Source organism: Methylobacterium sp. 4-46 (assembly GCF_000019365.1).
Taxonomy (GTDB): domain Bacteria; phylum Pseudomonadota; class Alphaproteobacteria; order Rhizobiales; family Beijerinckiaceae; genus Methylobacterium.
In genome coordinates this window covers 6535734-6551375 of record NC_010511.1, presented here as the reverse complement: position 1 = coordinate 6551375, position 15642 = coordinate 6535734, and the positions used below count along the sequence as shown (strand labels likewise).

15 protein-coding genes are annotated in these 15642 nt (G+C 75.0%); 3 read left to right on the top strand and 12 right to left on the bottom strand.

Features of this window, described 5'->3' with window-relative positions:
- Window positions 1-4: 4 nt before the first annotated feature.
- The 9 genes from M446_RS28785 to M446_RS38385 all read right to left on the bottom strand — a co-directional run bounded on the left by M446_RS28785 (window position 5) and on the right by M446_RS38385 (window position 8305).
- Window positions 5-442 (bottom strand): DUF2190 family protein, encoded by a 438-nt coding sequence (locus tag M446_RS28785; RefSeq protein ID WP_012335617.1) that lies wholly within the window; start codon window positions 440-442, stop codon window positions 5-7.
- The gene (locus M446_RS28780; protein ID WP_012335616.1) at window positions 442-1353 is read right to left on the bottom strand and encodes a DUF2213 domain-containing protein; all 912 of its coding nucleotides are present in this window, start codon (window positions 1351-1353) and stop codon (window positions 442-444) included. The genes M446_RS28785 and M446_RS28780 overlap by 1 nt, the downstream gene beginning before the upstream one ends.
- Before the next feature lie 358 nt (window positions 1354-1711).
- Window positions 1712-2974 carry a DUF1073 domain-containing protein gene (locus M446_RS28775; protein WP_012335615.1) on the bottom strand — a complete coding sequence of 421 codons (1263 nt, stop codon included), beginning with the start codon at window positions 2972-2974 and terminating at the stop codon, window positions 1712-1714.
- Window positions 2974-4344, bottom strand: coding sequence for a phage terminase large subunit (gene terL, locus M446_RS28770; protein ID WP_012335614.1), 1371 nt, complete (start codon window positions 4342-4344; stop codon window positions 2974-2976). The genes M446_RS28775 and terL overlap by 1 nt, the downstream gene beginning before the upstream one ends.
- Window positions 4345-4378: 34 nt before the next feature.
- Entirely contained in the window at window positions 4379-4954 is a 576-nt protein-coding gene (locus M446_RS39800; RefSeq protein WP_012335613.1) for a hypothetical protein, read from the bottom strand.
- 590 nt (window positions 4955-5544) lie between these two features.
- The gene (locus tag M446_RS28760; protein ID WP_012335612.1) at window positions 5545-6552 is read right to left on the bottom strand and encodes a lipase family protein; all 1008 of its coding nucleotides are present in this window, start codon (window positions 6550-6552) and stop codon (window positions 5545-5547) included.
- An 11-nt stretch (window positions 6553-6563) separates the two neighbouring features.
- Window positions 6564-7184, bottom strand: coding sequence for a hypothetical protein (locus M446_RS28755; protein WP_012335611.1), 621 nt, complete (start codon window positions 7182-7184; stop codon window positions 6564-6566).
- 229 nt (window positions 7185-7413) lie between these two features.
- The gene (gene nusG, locus M446_RS28750) at window positions 7414-8091 is read right to left on the bottom strand and encodes a transcription termination/antitermination protein NusG (protein WP_012335610.1); all 678 of its coding nucleotides are present in this window, start codon (window positions 8089-8091) and stop codon (window positions 7414-7416) included.
- A gap of 64 nt (window positions 8092-8155) precedes the next feature.
- Window positions 8156-8305, bottom strand: a complete 150-nt coding sequence (locus tag M446_RS38385; RefSeq protein ID WP_012335609.1) for a hypothetical protein — start codon at window positions 8303-8305, stop codon at window positions 8156-8158.
- A 383-nt stretch (window positions 8306-8688) separates the two neighbouring features.
- Between M446_RS38385 and M446_RS28745 the strand changes: the two genes are divergently transcribed.
- Entirely contained in the window at window positions 8689-9372 is a 684-nt protein-coding gene (locus M446_RS28745; protein ID WP_012335608.1) for a helix-turn-helix transcriptional regulator, read from the top strand.
- Here the strand turns inward: M446_RS28745 and M446_RS28740 are convergent.
- Complete coding sequence (locus M446_RS28740; protein ID WP_012335607.1) at window positions 9356-9889, bottom strand: HTH domain-containing protein; 534 nt, start codon at window positions 9887-9889, stop codon at window positions 9356-9358. The two genes, M446_RS28745 and M446_RS28740, sit on opposite strands and share 17 nt — an antisense overlap.
- A 459-nt stretch (window positions 9890-10348) precedes the next feature.
- Complete coding sequence (locus M446_RS28735; RefSeq protein ID WP_012335606.1) at window positions 10349-11425, bottom strand: replication protein RepA; 1077 nt, start codon at window positions 11423-11425, stop codon at window positions 10349-10351.
- 893 nt (window positions 11426-12318) lie between these two features.
- Between M446_RS28735 and mazG the strand changes: the two genes are divergently transcribed.
- Entirely contained in the window at window positions 12319-13104 is a 786-nt protein-coding gene (gene mazG / locus M446_RS28730) for a nucleoside triphosphate pyrophosphohydrolase (RefSeq protein WP_012335605.1), read from the top strand.
- A gap of 244 nt (window positions 13105-13348) precedes the next feature.
- Entirely contained in the window at window positions 13349-14341 is a 993-nt protein-coding gene (locus tag M446_RS28725) for a catalase family peroxidase (RefSeq protein ID WP_012335604.1), read from the top strand.
- 46 nt (window positions 14342-14387) lie between these two features.
- Here the strand turns inward: M446_RS28725 and M446_RS28720 are convergent, their stop codons facing one another.
- Entirely contained in the window at window positions 14388-15620 is a 1233-nt protein-coding gene (locus M446_RS28720; protein WP_012335603.1) for a glycosyltransferase family 61 protein, read from the bottom strand.
- Window positions 15621-15642: the final 22 nt, after the last annotated feature.

Sequence of the window (15642 nt, the reverse complement as noted above, 5' to 3'; positions counted from 1 at the left end):
TCCGTCAGTTGAGGCGCAGGCGCGCGAGCCCGCCGGGGGCGGCGGAGGAATCGAACAGGGCGTTCGGGATCGGGACGTTGCCGGAGGCGGCGGCCGTGAAGGCGCCGGCCGGGGTGAGGAAGGCCGGGTTGCCGGCCGCGACCGCGCCCGCGACCACGACCCAGACCGCGCCCCTGATCATCACCGGGGCGGTGTCGCCCTGAGCGAAGAGGTCGCCGCCGTTGCGGGGAGCGACGTTGCGGTCCGCCAGGGTGACGCCCCGGAAGGTGGCGCCCTGCGCGGCGATGCCCTCGTCGCAGGCGCCCTGGAAGGCGGGCTTGCCGAAGCCGATCCCCGCCGGTGTCTCGACGAGGCGGCTGACCGTGAGGCTCGGCTCCTCGAAGGCGAGCATGCCCTCGTAGGCGGCGGCGGCGCGGCTGGAATAGGCGGTCTGGACGGGCATCAGCGGCTTCCTTGCTGCCAGGCGGTGCGGAGGGTCGCGATCATGGCGGCGTGGGCCGCCCGCGGGTCGAGGGCGTCGGCGGGCCGGCTCAGGGCCGCGCGCAGCGGGTCGGGCGGGGGCGCGGGGGCGGCCGTCGCCGCCAGGGCCCGGAAGGCGGCGGCGACCTCGGCCTCGCCGAGGCGGGCGGCGACGGCGGCGCGGCGGATCGCGGCGTCGAGGCCCGCGGGATCGAAGGCGTCCCCGAGAAGAAGGCGGGCGGCGGCGACGAGGCCGGCGCGCTCCGCCGCGAGGGCGTCGAGGGCGCCGGGGGCGCGCAGGGCCGCGACCTCGCGCTCGGCCTCGGCGAGCCTGCGGCGCAGCGCCGCCGCGTCGTCGAGGCGGCATTCCGGCCCGGCCCGGCCCTGCGCCACGATGGCGACGTGGTCGACGACGACGTTGGTCTGGCGGGCGTCGTAGGGGGCGCCGTCCGGCGTCGTGCCGGGCGTCCAGTCGAGGTCGCAGGTGTAGCCGACCGAGATCTCGCGCTGCCCGCCCGCGACGGCCGCGATGGCCTCGGCATCGGCCAGGAGGAGCGGGATGCGCACGAACTCGCCGTCGCGCAGCACCTCGCCGCCGACATGGCCGCGGGCGACGGCGCGCCACGTGCGGGGCGTGACCGCCTCGGGCGGATGGCCGAGGGTGACGGGCTTGTGGCCGAAGCTCGCGAGCGACTCCGCCCGGAAGACGGCCTCGGGGTCGCGGTAGACCCGGACCGTGCCGAGATCCGGCCGTTCCAGCTCGGCGCCCTGGTAGAGCTGGACGTTGCCGGCGCGGGCGGCGCGCCCCTCCACCACGACGGCGCCGCTGCGCAGGGCGCGCGCGTCGGCGATCCCGGCCGGGGGGCCGAGGCTCAGCGTGTCGAAGATCTGCATGGGGTCCCTCTGGGGTGGGATGGTGGATGTCTGCGTCCGATGCGGACCGGCCGCGATCGGACGCAGCCTGAGGATCTCGCCTGGGGATCTCGCGAGATGGTCAGAGACGAAGAGCCGTGCGCGGAGCGGGCGCGCCGGCGCCCGCCGGGCAGACCGGCCCGAGGCAGGTCCGCTCATCCGAAATCCGACGGATTGCTTCGCAATGCGGATTTCGGCTTCGCTCAAGCGCCGCGCGGGCTTGGCATACGCTGTCCGGACGTGATCGTCCGGCCGGACGTGATCTTCCGGACAGCGTATCAGCGGCCTGTTCCCGCCTCATGATGGCCGCCGAACCGGGGACCATTCCGGCGGATGAGGCTCAGGGCTGCCCGCGCCGATAGGCGGCCTCGATGCCCGGGAAGAGGTCGGCATTGACGAGCCAGCCCTCGACGCCCGCCTCCAGCACCGCGCGGGGCGCGAGGGCCTCGCGGGCCAGCGTCGCGGCGGTCTCGGCCCGCATCCGCCCGATCTCGGCCTTCTCGCGCTCGGAATCCCGCAGGAGCGGGCGCCAGGTGAACCAGATTCCCGGCGCGTCCCGGCCGAGGGCATCGCGCAGGAGGAGCGCGTCGAGGCGGGCCAGGGCGGGGGTCAGCTCCACCGCCTGGCGGGCCGCGACATGGTCGTAGTAGTTGCGCAGGTCGGCGTCGCCCGTGGCGTTGAGGCCGGCCGGGGACTGGCCGAGGAGCCGCGTCACCGGGATGTCGGCGGCGCCGGCCGCGATCTGCAGGAAGAGCCGGGCGACCTCGGGCAGGCCGGCGAAGTCGAGCTGCTTCTGCTGGTAGCGCTCGCCCTCCGGGGAGCGGCCGTCGCCCTCCAGCAGCAGCATGCCGAACATCGACTTCATGGCGGCGGCGTAGCCGAAGCGCTCGGTGAGGCGGCGCGTGCCCTCCTCGGTGGCGAGGGCCTGCGACAGGCCCGGGACCGAGATCACGTCCTGCTTGGCCTCGGGCAGCATGGCGGCGATGTGGGCGGCCGCCGCGGTCGCCTGGTCGATCGCCTCCAGCAGCGCCTGCAGCACGCTGTCGCCGAAGGCCTCGGCCGCGTCGGCGGGAAGCGGCGCGCCGACGAGCCGGACGATGCGCGAGGGATGCACCCGCTGCCCGCCGGCGAGGGTGTAGGTGTCGGGCTCGCCGAACCAGGGCGAGAGCGGGTCGCGCGCGATCGCCCCGGGCTGGAGCGCGTCCCGGGACAGGACGTGCAGGTAGCGCAGGCCCCCGCGTCCCACCGTCTCGGGGCGCAGCGGCCGGGCGGGGTCCGGGGCGCCGTCGCCGATCAGGATCGCCGCGCCCCCGTGCAGCCGCGCGAGGCGCAGGGCCCGCAGCAGCCCCTCGCGCAGGCGCAGCCGCGCCTCGGAGGCCTCGATGGCGGCGACCTCGGCGGGGGCGGCCTGCCAGGCGCGCCACTCGCGCAGCATGTCGAAGGGCACGATGTCCACGACCTTGCGGGCGAGCCAATTGTCCCGGTAGGCGGCGTCGAGCTCGGCCCGCCCCCGCGGCACGTGCAGGTGGCGGTGACCCGCGCCCTTGTCGCGCGGCCCGCCGAGGCCGGTGAGCAGGTGGACGAGGCGGTCGGCGAGCCACATCAGACAACTCCCAGCATGCCGTAGCGGCCCGGCCCGTTCAGGGTCCAGAAGGCCCGCGAGAGGGCGTCGACCTGGTCCAGGAAGGCGCCGTTCGGGAAGGCGGCGACCTCGTCCAGGAAGGCCTCGTTCCAGGGGCCGTCGAGGAGCAGGAGGTTGCCGGCCTCGCCCTGCGCCGAGACCGGGCCGGCGCGGGTGAGCTTGTCGCCGCTCTCCGGGCTGGCGCGGACGTCGTAGCCGGCGAGCTGCCGGATCAGGTCCTGGGCCTGGGCCTTGCCGGCCTGGCCGGGATCCTGCGGCAGGGCGATCCGGCAATCCGGCCCGTCCTCGGCGGCGGTGGCCAGGATCAGGCGGACCACCCCGCCCGGCGAGAGCCGGTCGCGGCGGACATCCGCCACCACGAAGCGGCCGTCCGGCGCCCGGGCGAGCTTCACCCCCGCGGTGAAGGCGGGGCTGCGGCCGGGACGCGGCAGGCTCGCGGCGAGGTCCCAGGCCCGCACCAGGCGGCAGCCGGCGGGCAGCGCCCGCAGGCGGCCGAACCAGTGGCGCTTGAACAGGCCGCCCTCGCGCGGGGCCGGCCGCTGCTGGAACTGGCCGGCGCTGGCATAGGGCCCCATCGCGGCCTTGTCGCGCTCCACCACCGCGCGCGGGAAGCGGGCGGGGAAGAGCAGTTCGCCCTGCTCCCGGCGCGGGTCGGAGAAGCCGATCCGAGTCGTGCAGCGCCGCTCCGGCTCGAACTCCATCGGCAGCATCAGGTGCTCGTAGCCGAGGTCCCGCGCCAGGATCAGGCCGGAGAGGTCGCGCTCGTGCAGGCGCTGCATGACCACCACGATGGCGGAGCGGGCCGGATCGGTGAGGCGGGTCGGCACGGATTCGAGGAACCAGCGGCCGATCCCCTCGCGCAGCCGCTCGGAATTGGCGTCCTCGGCCGAGAGGGGATCGTCCAGGATGACGCGGTCGCCGCGGGCGCCCGTGATGGCGCCGGGCGAGAGCGCCTCGCGCAGGCCGCAGGCCGTCGTCTCGAAGCGCTGCTTGCGGTTCTGGTCCCGGCGCAGGCGGACGCGGTCGCCCCAGAGGGCCCGGTACCAGCCGGAGGTGACGAGGCGGCGGGTGCGCAGGTTGTCGCGGACCGCCAGGGCCTGCCGGTGCGAGACGGCGAGGGTGCGCAGCCCCGGGCGGTTCCTCGGGCCCCATTCCCAGGCCGGCCAGAACACGCCGACGCAGAGGCTCTTCGACAGGCCCGGGGGCACGTTGATGAGGAGCCGCGTGATCTCGCCCCGGGTCACCGCCTCCAGATGCGCGCAGATCGCCTCGATCGGCCAGCCGTGCACGTAGGGGGTGGCGGGCTCGACGGCGGGCCAGGCCCGGCGCACGAAGCCCGCGAGGCTCTCCTCGCCCTCGATCCGGTCAAGCGCCCTCAGGAGCGCCGCCGGATCGTCGAGAAACGCTCTCGGCGATGCGGCGGAGCTGCTCGCGCTCCTCGGGCGCGAGGCCCGCGAGGGCGGCGTCGAGGTCGGGTCGCGGCGTCTCGTCACCGGCCGTGTCCTTCAGGCCCCAGGCCTGGCGTTCGAGGGCGATCCAGAGGCGGGCCGCCTGGGCGAGGTCGCGCAGAGCGGTGCTGCGCTTGGCCAGGGAGTTGGCGCGCTCCCGGCCGTCCCCCTCCGATTCGTCCGCGAGGGCATCGATCTGCGCGGAGGCGGCCAGCACCTCCTCCAGGAGCCGCAGGGTCAGGGCCTGGCCCTGCTCGATGACGGTCCGGTGGGCCGCGACCACGCGGCCGCGGTCCGCCGGGGCTCGATCCGGCGGGGTCCGATCCGGCAAGGCCTTGGCCGGGCGCGGCTGGCCACGCGGCCAGCCCTCCCGGCGCGCCCGCACCAGGATGCTGCTGTGCGCGACGGCGAAGCGCCGCGCCAGGGCGCGGGCGGAGGCGCCGGCGCACCACGCGGCCCTGATCGCCGCCCAGTCGATCGCTCTGTCTGTCATGGGATCCGGGATTCGGCTCCGGGCGGCTCGCGCCGCGGGACAAGACCCGCGGGACACGAGCCGCGGGACACGAGCCGCCCTTGGCCTCGGTGATGCCGTGGGCCGGGTCCGGGGACACATCCCCGGGCGACGGACGAGCATCCATCGGCGGGGCAGTCGGGCGGCCACGGCCTCGAAGGCGGGCGGCGGACCCGGAACACCTGCGACCTTCGTACATGATCCCGTTTTGTTCGTCAAATGTTCTTTTTCGGGGTGGGGCCGGCGGCGGGCTCTGCACGGTGCGGGGCCCGTGCCGGCGCGGCGGATCGGGACGCGGCGCTCGGCCCCGTGGAGCCGGGCGGGGCCTTCCCGGCCCAACTCCTGCCGGCCCAACTCCTGCCGGCCCAACTCCTGCCGGCCCAACTCCTGCCGGCCCTTGGCGGGCAGGAGATCGTCTCCGTGCTGGGGAGGTCGAGCGCGGCCGCCGACCGCGTGGTCGCCGCTCGGGACCGGGGATGGCGCCGCCTGTCCGGGGCACCTGCCGCACCGGCGGCGGGCCGGCCCGCCTCCCCGTCGCGGCGCGACCGGCGGGGCGGCCGCCCCGCCGCGGTTCAGGGCAGGAAGACCGGCGGGACGGCGTGGGCGGCGAGCGCCCCCGCCGCCGGATGGTCGCCGGGGAGCACGACGGCGCCGAGCCCGATGCGGAAGGGCAGCGGCGGGGCGCCGAGGAGCGCCAGGTAGGTGTCGGGCAGGTGCTGGTGCAGGGTCTCGATCAGGAAGGCGATCGGCGTGCAGGCGGTGACGGGGCGCGCCACCTGCCCGGCGAGCGGGACCGGCGTGCCGATCGCCGCGTAATCGTAGCCGCGCAGCCGCCACGCCGTCGCGTGGAGGGCGAGGTCGAGGATCACGCCGCCCTGCGGCGCCGGCTGGAAGAAGTCGCGTGTCGCCAGCACGTCGTCCCAGCCGTAGGGCACGCTGTCGAGGGTGTTGTAGAGGCGCGCGACGCGCCCCTCGAGGAGGGTGCCCGGCCCGAACAGGGCCGCGAAGGCGGAATTGCCCGGCGTCATCCCGGCGAAGGTCGCGACCTCCGGCCGGCGCGGCGGCGCCCGGCCCGCGAGCCAGAGCGCCACCACGGGGGCGAGCGTGCCCCCGAGGCTGTGCCCGGTCACGGCGAGCGGGGTCTGCGCCGGCAGGCCGTCGAGGGCCTGGGCGAGGCTGGTGCCGGCCGCGTCCGTGAGGGCGATCAGGGACGAGAAGCCCGCCCAGGTGCCCCCGGAGATGCAGGGATCCCCCGGCTCCTGGTCGCCCGGGTCGACGGTCGCGCCGGAGGGCCATCGCGCCATCGGGCCGAAGGGCGAATCCTGGCGCGCATCGTCCCAGTAGGCGGGCGAGAAAGGGTTCGGGTAGGTGCCGCGGATCGCGAGCGCGACCCCGCCGCCCGGGCGCCGGTCCCGCGCCAGGAAGGCGAAGTTCACCGGCACCGCCTCGTCGCGGGCGATCCAGATCGCCTCCCAGATCCCGCCCGTCACCGGGCTCGTCGCCAGGTAGGCGGGGATCGCGGCCGGGTGCCCGTAGGCGATCCCGGCGAGTGTCATCAGTTCGGCCGCCGGGAGCGCCATGGTCGCCTCCCTCAGCCGCCCACGACCGGGCCGCCCGGGATCGCGACCGAATAGGCCGCCGCCGCGATCGGCACGAGGGGATTGCCCGTCTGGCTGACGAAGTATTGCCGGATCGTAGCCGTCACGAGCAGCGGGGTTCCGGCATTCACCTGGAGCAGGACCGAGCCCCGGTTGGCGGCCGATTCCGTCGCGGCCACGCCCTGGCTCGCCAGGCCGAGCCCGGTCGCCACGTACTCGACCCCGACGATGATCGTCCCGCCGGGCGGGATCGTGCGTCCGAAGGTCGGCCGGCCCGGCCGATTCGCGAATTCGGGCGTGATGTTGCTGATCGAGAGGTCGCTGCCGATCAGGTTCGCGGCGAGCTGGATCTTGCCGCCGGGGGGCGCGACGACGAACGGAACGGTGGGCAGGTAGGTCAGCTGGAGGGTGGCGCTGCCGACCGCCGACGTGTTGGTGATCTGGATGAAGATGCCCTGCAGGACCAGGGGAACCTGGGTGAGGCCCGGAACGATCGGCTCCCCCAGCACCTCGAAGGGGATCAGGCCGGTCGCGACCGCGGCGGGGTCGGAATCGGGGACGAGGAGGTCGTCGGGGGCCGCCAAGGCGGCGGACGGGTTGGCGATGAGGGGCATGAAATGTCCTCCCGCGGGCGATATCGGCCTGCGCGGCCGGCCGGAACCGCGTGCGCGGATGCCGCCCCCCCGCTCGGATCATGCCGATGACTGCGCCCGGTCTGCGTGCTTGTTGTGATGGGGATGGCGAAGACTTCCGCCATCGAAGATTTCATCCCATGATTCTCTGAGTTCATCAAGGTAAGTTTCACTCACTTTGTTGCGCAAAAGAGTTTTCCGTCGGCCCGGTTCAGGGGCCGGGCGCCGCGCCCTCGTCCGGCGCGACCTCCTCCGCCGCGAGGTCGACGCGGGTGGCCCGGCCGAACAGCCCGAGGGCGACCCGGTAGCGGCGCCGGGCGGGGTCGACCGCCTCGATCGTGCCGCGCAGCGCCGCGAGCGGCCCGCGCGTCACCCGCACCGCGTCCCCGAGGGCGAGGAGCACCGCCTCCACGGCCTCGTCCTCCCCCTCCCCGGCGCGGCCGGCCAGCGCGTCCGCGAAGGCCTGCAGGATCGGCGCCGGGATCGTCACGGCGCGGCCCTCGCGGAACAGCACCCGGAGCACGCCCGGATGGGCCTCGGCGCGGGCGAGGTCGGCGTCGTCGCGCAGGCCGAGGAAGACCAGGCGGTGCAGGAGCGGGACCGCGACGCGCCGGCGCGCGCCGTCCGGGCCGACCCGCTCGACCTCCTCGCGGGCCTCGAAGGCGCACAGGCCCAGGGCCGCGAGGTCCCGCACGACCCGGGGGGCCCAGCGCGGGCGGGTGCGGGCGACGAGCCAGACCCGGTCCGGCGCGACCAGGATGCGCGGCGGCCGGTGCCGGCGGCGGCGGCGGCGGATCGCCTCCGGCGCGGCGGCGGGCGGCCGGTCGTGGGCGAGGGCGGCGCGGCGGCGGCGGCAGACGCGGCGGCGCTTCTGCGACGCGCGGCTCACGCGCGCCTCCCGGCCGGCCGCGGGGAGGATCCCGCGGCCCGCGCGACCGTTCCCGAAGCGGCCGTCAGGGCTCCGGGTCGCGGCCGGCCTCGCGCGTCTCCCCGGGAGGGTTCCGGTCGAGGTCCCGCAGGGCGCGGTCGATCCGCCGGCGCACGATCACGAACAGGAGCACGCCCGCCGCGAGGGTCCAGAGCACGATCAGGGCGGCCTTCATGGGGGCGTCCTCGGCGGGGTTGCGCGGGGCCGGACCGGCCCTCGGCCCGCACCGGATCGCGCCGCGGGCCCGCGGCGGCGCCCGGGAACCGGGCCGCGCCGGGCCGGCTTAGCGGCGAACCGGGCCCGGCGGAAGCCCGCCCCCCGGCCTCGAAGGGCCGCCTCCCGCCAGCGGGGGGCCGCCTCCCGCCAGCGGGAACGCGGTCCGCGCGCGGAAGCGCGCGCGGCGCGGATCGGCGCCGTGTCATGGTACTCTCCTGCCGTTACGGAAGAGCGCGCGGCGGGCGCGATCGGGCCGGCCGCTTGTCTCACCGATCACTACATGATGTAATGACCGCGATCAACACGCTAGGTAGCGAATACCTCTCTCAAGGTTGTGGACAGATGGACGAGGCCCGTCTCCGGATCGATCAGGGCGAGCGGCTGCGCCTCGCGCGGCTGGCGGCGGGCTACCGCTCGGCCCGCGACGCGGCCCTGCGCAACGGCTGGCCGGAGAGCAGCTACCGGGCCCACGAGGCTGGCACGCGCACGATCGGGCAGGACGACGCCGAGCGCTACGCCGCCCGGTTCCGCCGGGACGGCGTGCAGGTGACCGCGAAGGGCCTGCTGTTCGGCGACGACGAGGCGGGCGAGCCCCCGGGGGAGAGCGGCCAGGTCGTGGGGGTGCGCGGCGTGATCAGCGCCGGGGGGCTGATCGCCACGGGGGACGAGCAGCCGGACCCGAGCGGCAACCTGTTCGAGGTGACGGTGCCGTTCTGGCTCCCGCCCGGCACGATCGCGTTCCGGGTCGCGGGCGCCTCCATGCACCCGAAATACGAGCCGGACGACATCGTGCTGTGCGCGCAGGGCGGGGAGAGCCCGGAGCGGCTCTTGGGCTGCTACGCGGCGGTGGCCACGCCGGACGGCAACCGCTTCCTCAAGAAGATCCTGCGCGGCTCGCGGCGGGGCACCTACCACCTGGAGAGCCACAACGCCCCGCTGATGACCGACCGCCGCCTCGCCTGGGCCTCCGGCATCATCAGCACGGTGCACGCGCAGCATTGGCGGCGCTTCACGGGGCCGCGCTGACCTTCACGGGCGCGTCGAGGGCGTAGACCCCGTCGCCGAGCCGGCGCAGGGCGGTGCCGCCCTGGGCGCGCTTCCACAGGCGGGTGTTGAGGGCGGCGACCGGATCGTGGCCCGGCAGGGTGTGACCGCGCGCGGCGATCGCCTCCCAGATCTCCGCCGCGTGCATCGGCCGCCCGGCCGCGGCGAGCACCGCGAAGGCCGCCTCGATCACCCGCCGGCCCTCCGCGCGCGCGCCCGCCGCGGGCGGCCCCGCCGAGCGGGGCGAAGCGGGCGCCGCCGGATGAAGCGTCGCCGGATGAAGCGTCGCTTGGGCGCTCGCTTGGACGCTCGCTTGGGCGCGCGCTTGGGCGGTTGGCGCGGGAGCGGGCGGAGCCTGCGCCGGGGCGGGTTCTGCCGCCGCGAGCCGGCGGCCGAGTTCGAGGTAGAGTTCGTGCTCGGCGATGGCGCGGTCGAGCGCCGCGCGCTGCTGGCGCAGGGCCTCCAGCCGCGCCCGCACCTCCGCCTCCGACAGGACCATCACGCCCCCAGCCGATTCCGTCCGCCCTCCCGGCGAGGCGTCCGCTCAGGAAGGAATATCGCCGCCGCGGGACATTCCGCAAGCGGCTGGAACGATCCATTCCATTCCGCTTACGGAATTATTCCGCAATCCTCCCTCGCCCCGCGCCGCGGCAGCGCCACGGGGCCGCCCGCGTCGAGGGGCGCCAGGGGAGCGAAGGCCGGTTCCCAGGGATCGCCGTCGGGATCCGCCACGGAGCCGGAAGAGCCGCCCACAAGACCCGCATCCGCGGCGAGCGCCGCGCGCGAACGGGTCCGGCACCGCGCCCTTGTCCGGTGAGGGTGATGTGCGGCGGGAAGGCGGGGGCGCGCCACGCCGGCGATCCCGGGGGTGAGCAGCGAGAGGCGCGGAGCGCGCACGCCGCCTCGATGCGAGCAGGGCGGCGCGGCCCTCGCACCGCCCCGGCGCCGCCTTCCGGCCTCAGCCGGCGGCCTTCTTCCGGGCGGGCTTGGGCGGCACCAGGAGCGTGCTCGGATCGGCGGGCAGGAGCTGCATGCCGGCCTCGTCGAGGCTGATCGGCAGCTTCGGAAACACCTCGCGCAGGTGGGCGACGTCGGCCTTGAAGGCCTGGCGGAAGCTGCGCAGGGAGGCGTTGTCGGCCCCGAACTGCTTGTGCAGCGTGTCCCAGGACAGGCGCAGGGGCCGCGGCAGGGCGCGCAGCCGGTAGCCGACCCAGAACAGGAGGTCGAGCTTGCGGGCCGAGCCCGCGAAGGCCCGGGCGGCCCGGATGTCCACCGGCAGCGCGTGCTTGACCAGGTTCTCGTAGAAATCCTGGTGGAACTGCACGGTCTTCGACCAGGCAGCGGCCTGCCCCTCGCCCCGCCAGAGGTCGAGCTTGCGGAAGGGCGGCATGGTCAGGGTGGAGGAGCGGGACTGGCCGTCCCAGAGGCCGATCTGCAGGGTGCAGGCGGCGAGGCGGTTGAGCTGCTCCTTGAACTGCCGGATGGTGCCGCGCTCGCCCCCCGTCACCGCGAAGCCCATCTCGCGCATGAAGCCCGACAGGCTGTCGGCGACCTCGATGGTGGGGCTGCGCTGGCGCACCGCCTCGGTGCAGAGGTGCAGGAGCACGAGGCGGGCCTTCGGGCCGTAGGGCAGGCCCTGCAGCTCCATCTGGCCGGTCGCCGGGTTCTTGATCCGCCCGGCCAGGATGCTGAGCGTGTTGCGGCCGTACTCGCGGAAGAACTCCCGCGTCTCGCCCGGATCGCGGTAGGGCAGCCCGCACAGGGCCAGCACCGAGTGGATGTGCTGGATGTTCTCGGGGGCGACGGGCTCGGTCTCGATCACCGCCCGCACGGCGTCCCGGCGGCGCTGGTCGCGGGACATGCCGGCGCGCGCCTCGGCCGCGCGCGCCGCCGCCTCCCGCTCGGCGTCGCGCTGGGCCTGCCGGTGGGCGATGGTCTCGACGATCACCGCGAACAGGAAGCTGCCGCGGGCCGCCTCGAGCTCCGCCCTCAGATCCTCGTCGCGGATCGCCTCGATCTTGGCCTCGATGCCCATGGCCCGATGCCTGCGCCTCCCCAACCGGGCCTCGGGGCGAGGCTCGCCCTCGCCGCGGAATCCGGCCTCACCACCCTGCGGAAATCCGTCATGGCCGATTCCGCTCCCGGGAATCCCGTGGCCCGGCGGAGTTATCCCAAGATTCCCGCGAGTCGTCCCCATCATCCTCGCCCCATCATCCTCGCCCGACGCCCCGCGCCCGCGGCCCTCGCCGGCGCCGCCGGCGCGGCCGGGGCGCGGCCAGGGACCGGCGGGGCCGGGGACCGGGTGTGGACCGGTCTGGGGACAGGGCCGGGAGCACCCTGTCGCCGAGCGCGGCGCGGAGCGGGGACGGGCGGTGGACGGCGCCGCGATCCCGCGCAGAGTTCGATACGCCCCGGATCCGCCGCGGCCCCCCCGCGCAGAGTTCTGTGCGCCGGGGGGTCTGAAAACCTGTGGGATTCCGAGGGGCTTGGGCGGCGGGCGACGCCGAATCCGATGCGCGGCCGCGCAGAATCCGATGCGCGACCCCGTGCGATCCCCGCAGAATCCGATGCGCGGCCGCGCAGAGTTCCATGCGGGAATGCGCAGAGTCGGATGCCGGATCCCGGCCCAACCCCTTGGCCCGGTTGAGAGATCCGCCTCTCCATATAATCCACAGAACTGACTCTCTGAAATCCATACCCGATAGGGTCTCGTATAGGGGCCGATCCGGGGTTCGTTTTGCAGAACGAAGGCATGCGGGAGCGGGATGGCTTCGCCCCCCGCCCCCGCGGCCGCCGCTTCGAAAGGAATAAATGGAATATTACGATCGAGGGTGAGTGCGGCGTTGCCGGCTTCCTTCACCATCGGCGCGGGCCGGCTTATGAGCACGGGGCGCCGCCGGGACGGCGCGTCGGCCGGCGAGACCCCGCATGAGCACCACCCCGATCGAGCGGCTCCTCGCCATCATGGCCCGCCTGCGCGACAGGGAGACCGGCTGTCCCTGGGACCTGCGGCAGGACTTCGCCTCGATCGTGCCCTACACGATCGAGGAGGCCTACGAGGTGGCCGACGCGGTCGACCGGGGCGACCTCGACGACCTGCGCGACGAACTCGGCGACCTGCTGTTCCAGGTCGTGTTCCAGGCGCGGCTGGCGGAGGAGGCCGGGGCCTTCGCGTTCGCCGACGTGGCGACCGCCATCGCCGACAAGATGGTGCGGCGCCACCCCCACATCTTCGGCGAGGCGCGCGACCTCGACCCCGAGGCGGTCAGCGCCCAGTGGGCGGCGATCAAGGCGGCCGAGCGCGCGCGCAGGGGCCGCCCCGAGGGCACGCTCGGCGGCGTGCCGCTCGCGCTCCCGGCCCTGACCCGGGCGGAGAAGATCTCGGCCAAGGCCGCCGCGGTCGGCTTCGACTGGCCGGACGCCGCCGAGGTCGTGGACAAGGTCAGGGAGGAGACGGAGGAAGTGGCCGAGGCCCTGGCGGCGGGCGACGGCGAGGCCCTGGCCGAGGAGATCGGCGACCTCCTGTTCTCGGTCGCCAACCTCGCCCGGCACGCCGGAATCGACCCGGAGGAGGCGCTGCGGCGCGCCAACCGCAAGTTCCGGCGCCGCTTCGAGGCGATGGAGGCCCGCCTGCGCGCCCGCGGGCAGGACCTGCCGGAGGCGGGCCTCGCCGCGATGGAGGAGGCCTGGGCGGCGGTGAAGCGGGAGGAGTGAAGCGGATCCCGGATCACGCGCCCGCGCGGCGCGTGAGCGAAGCCCAGATCCGCCATCCCGGGGATCAAGCGGATGGGGTCTGAGCCGGACCGATCGCGGCGCGCGGCCCGCCGGGGTCCCTCCCCCGCCGGCGCGGGACGGCCGCCCCACGGCCAGTTGAGCGCAACCCGTCTTGCGCCGGACCTTCCGTCCGGGCGATGGTCCGCCCGATCGTATCGGAAGGCGGCTGCAACCGGAGATTTCGATGGGTTACGCCAAGATCGGCGCCGTCCTGGCCGCGGGGCTCGGGCTGGCGATCGCGGGGCCGCTTCGCGCGCGGGCCGAGGAGGCCCCGGTGCCCGAGCAGCTCGTCGACGTGATGAACACGCTCTGGGGCAAGCACGCGGGCTTCCGCGCCAACCACGCCAAGGGCGTCGTGGTGGAGGGCTCCTTCACGCCGAGCCGGGAGGCCGCCGCGCTGAGCAAGGCCTCGCCGTTCCGGGGGCCGGCGGTGCCCGTGCGGGCGCGCTTCTCCGACGCGACCGGGCTGCCCACCATCCCGGACGGGGACGCGAATGCCAAGCCGCACGGGATGGCGCTGAAATTCGCCCTCGCGGAGGGCGGCGAGATGGACGTGGTGGTGAACTCGCTGAAGTTCTTCCCCGTGGCGACGCCCGAGGAGTTCCTGCAGCTCCTGAAGGCCGCGGCGGCGAGCGGCCCCGGCGCGCCGCACCCGACGCCGGTGGAGACCTTCGTCGCCAGCCACCCGGCGGCGGGCCGGGCCGGCGCGGTGATCGGCACGCCGACGAGCCTCGCCGGGCAGGTCTATAACGGGGTCAACGCCTTCGTGTTCGTGGACGCGGCCGGCAAGCGCACGCCCTTCCGCTACCGCTTCGTCCCGGTCGCCGGCACCGCGTACCTGGAGGCGGCCGAGGCCGCCAAGCGCGACCCCGACTTCCTGATGCGCGAACTGCCCGCGCGCCTCGCCCAGGGGCCGGTGGAGTTCCGCGTCCTCGCCCAGCTCGCGAGCGAGGGCGATTCCACCCGGGACGCGACGCGGCCCTGGCCGGAGGACCGGCGCCTCGTCGAGATGGGCACGCTCACCCTCACGAAGGCGGTCGCGAACAGCGAGGAGGCCCAGAAGGCGCTGCTCTTCATGCCGAACGCCCTGCCGGACGGGATCGAGGTCTCGGACGACCCGCTGATCGACGCGCGGGTGCAGGCCTACGCCGTCTCCTTCAGCCGCCGGTCGCAGTAGCGGCGGACTCGAGCGGGGGCTCGGTCGCGGGGCGAGCCGCCCCCGGTCAGGCGGTCGCCGCCCGCAGGGCGGCCCGCAGGGCGTCGAGGTCGATCGTGAAGGCGCCGTGGTTCGGCCGCTCCTTCGAGTCGCTCGCGCCGTAGAGCGCGTGGTAGCGGTGCCCGCGCACCGCCGCGAGGTCCCAGAAGAACGGGTCGTTCCAGCCCTCGGCCGCGAGGTGGATCACCTGCGTCCCGGGCAGGCTGAACAGCGTGTTGGTCATGGCGGCCCCCATGCCGCCCACCACCACCCCGGCATCGGCGAACTGCGCGACCTGCTGGCCGAACGGCAGGGTCAGGGGATCGACCACCTCGAAACCCTCGCCGGACAGGAGCGCCAGCACGTCGTCCCGGTTGAGGAGGCGGCGCCCGTAATCCGGCGCGCGGTCGACGAAGAGCCGCCGCCGCAGGGGCCGGCGCCGGGGCGTCGCCAGCAGGGCGTCGCGGGCGATGCGCAGGCGCGCGAGCAGCACCCGGCGCCGCAGCGTCCCGGCCAGGAAGGCGAGCGCCTCGGGGGATTTCAGCACCGGGTGCAGGGCGATCGGCGAGGCGAAGTGCAGCACGTCGAAATGCAGCGGCTGGTCGCGCGTGATCGTCACGATCCGGATCCCCCGCAGGCCCTCGAGCATCAGCTTGATCGAGCGCAGCCGCACCTGGTCGATGATCTCGTGATAGGTCGTGATGATCAGGTTGATGGGCCGGCCGGGAAAGCGGCGCCGGAGCACCCGGACCGCCTTCAGCCGCGGCAGATCCTCCACCAGCCAGTGGCCGTAATTGAACGAGGCGGAGTTCGTGAAGACGAGGTTGAGGGCGCCGTCGGAGGAATCCTGGTCCCGGATCGGGTGCGGCGCCTGGTCGAGCGGGAAATGCGCGAGGTCCTGCGGCCGCGCGGTCTCGTAGACGACGGCGCGGCGCGCGCCGCGCAGGAGATGGATGACGTTGTCGTACAGGACGGCGTCGCGGATGCGGAACAGGGCCGAGGCCGCGCCCCGCCGGGCGCCCCGGGCCATGTCGCTCTCGATCTGCCGCATGTGCCGCGCCGCCTCCTCGTCCCCGCAGACCTGCGTGAGGGGGGCCGGCCGCTCGTACGCGTAGGCGGGGAACAGGTCGTCGACGAAGTCGATGTCGGGGCTGGAGGGCTCCATCGGGGGCAGCGCGTCCGCCAGTTCGGAGGAGCCGTCCGACCGGTACAGGCGGTCGAGGTCGCATGAGACCGGGACCAGATCGTGTTCGGGTGCCATCGCGCGCGTCTCTCAACCGACC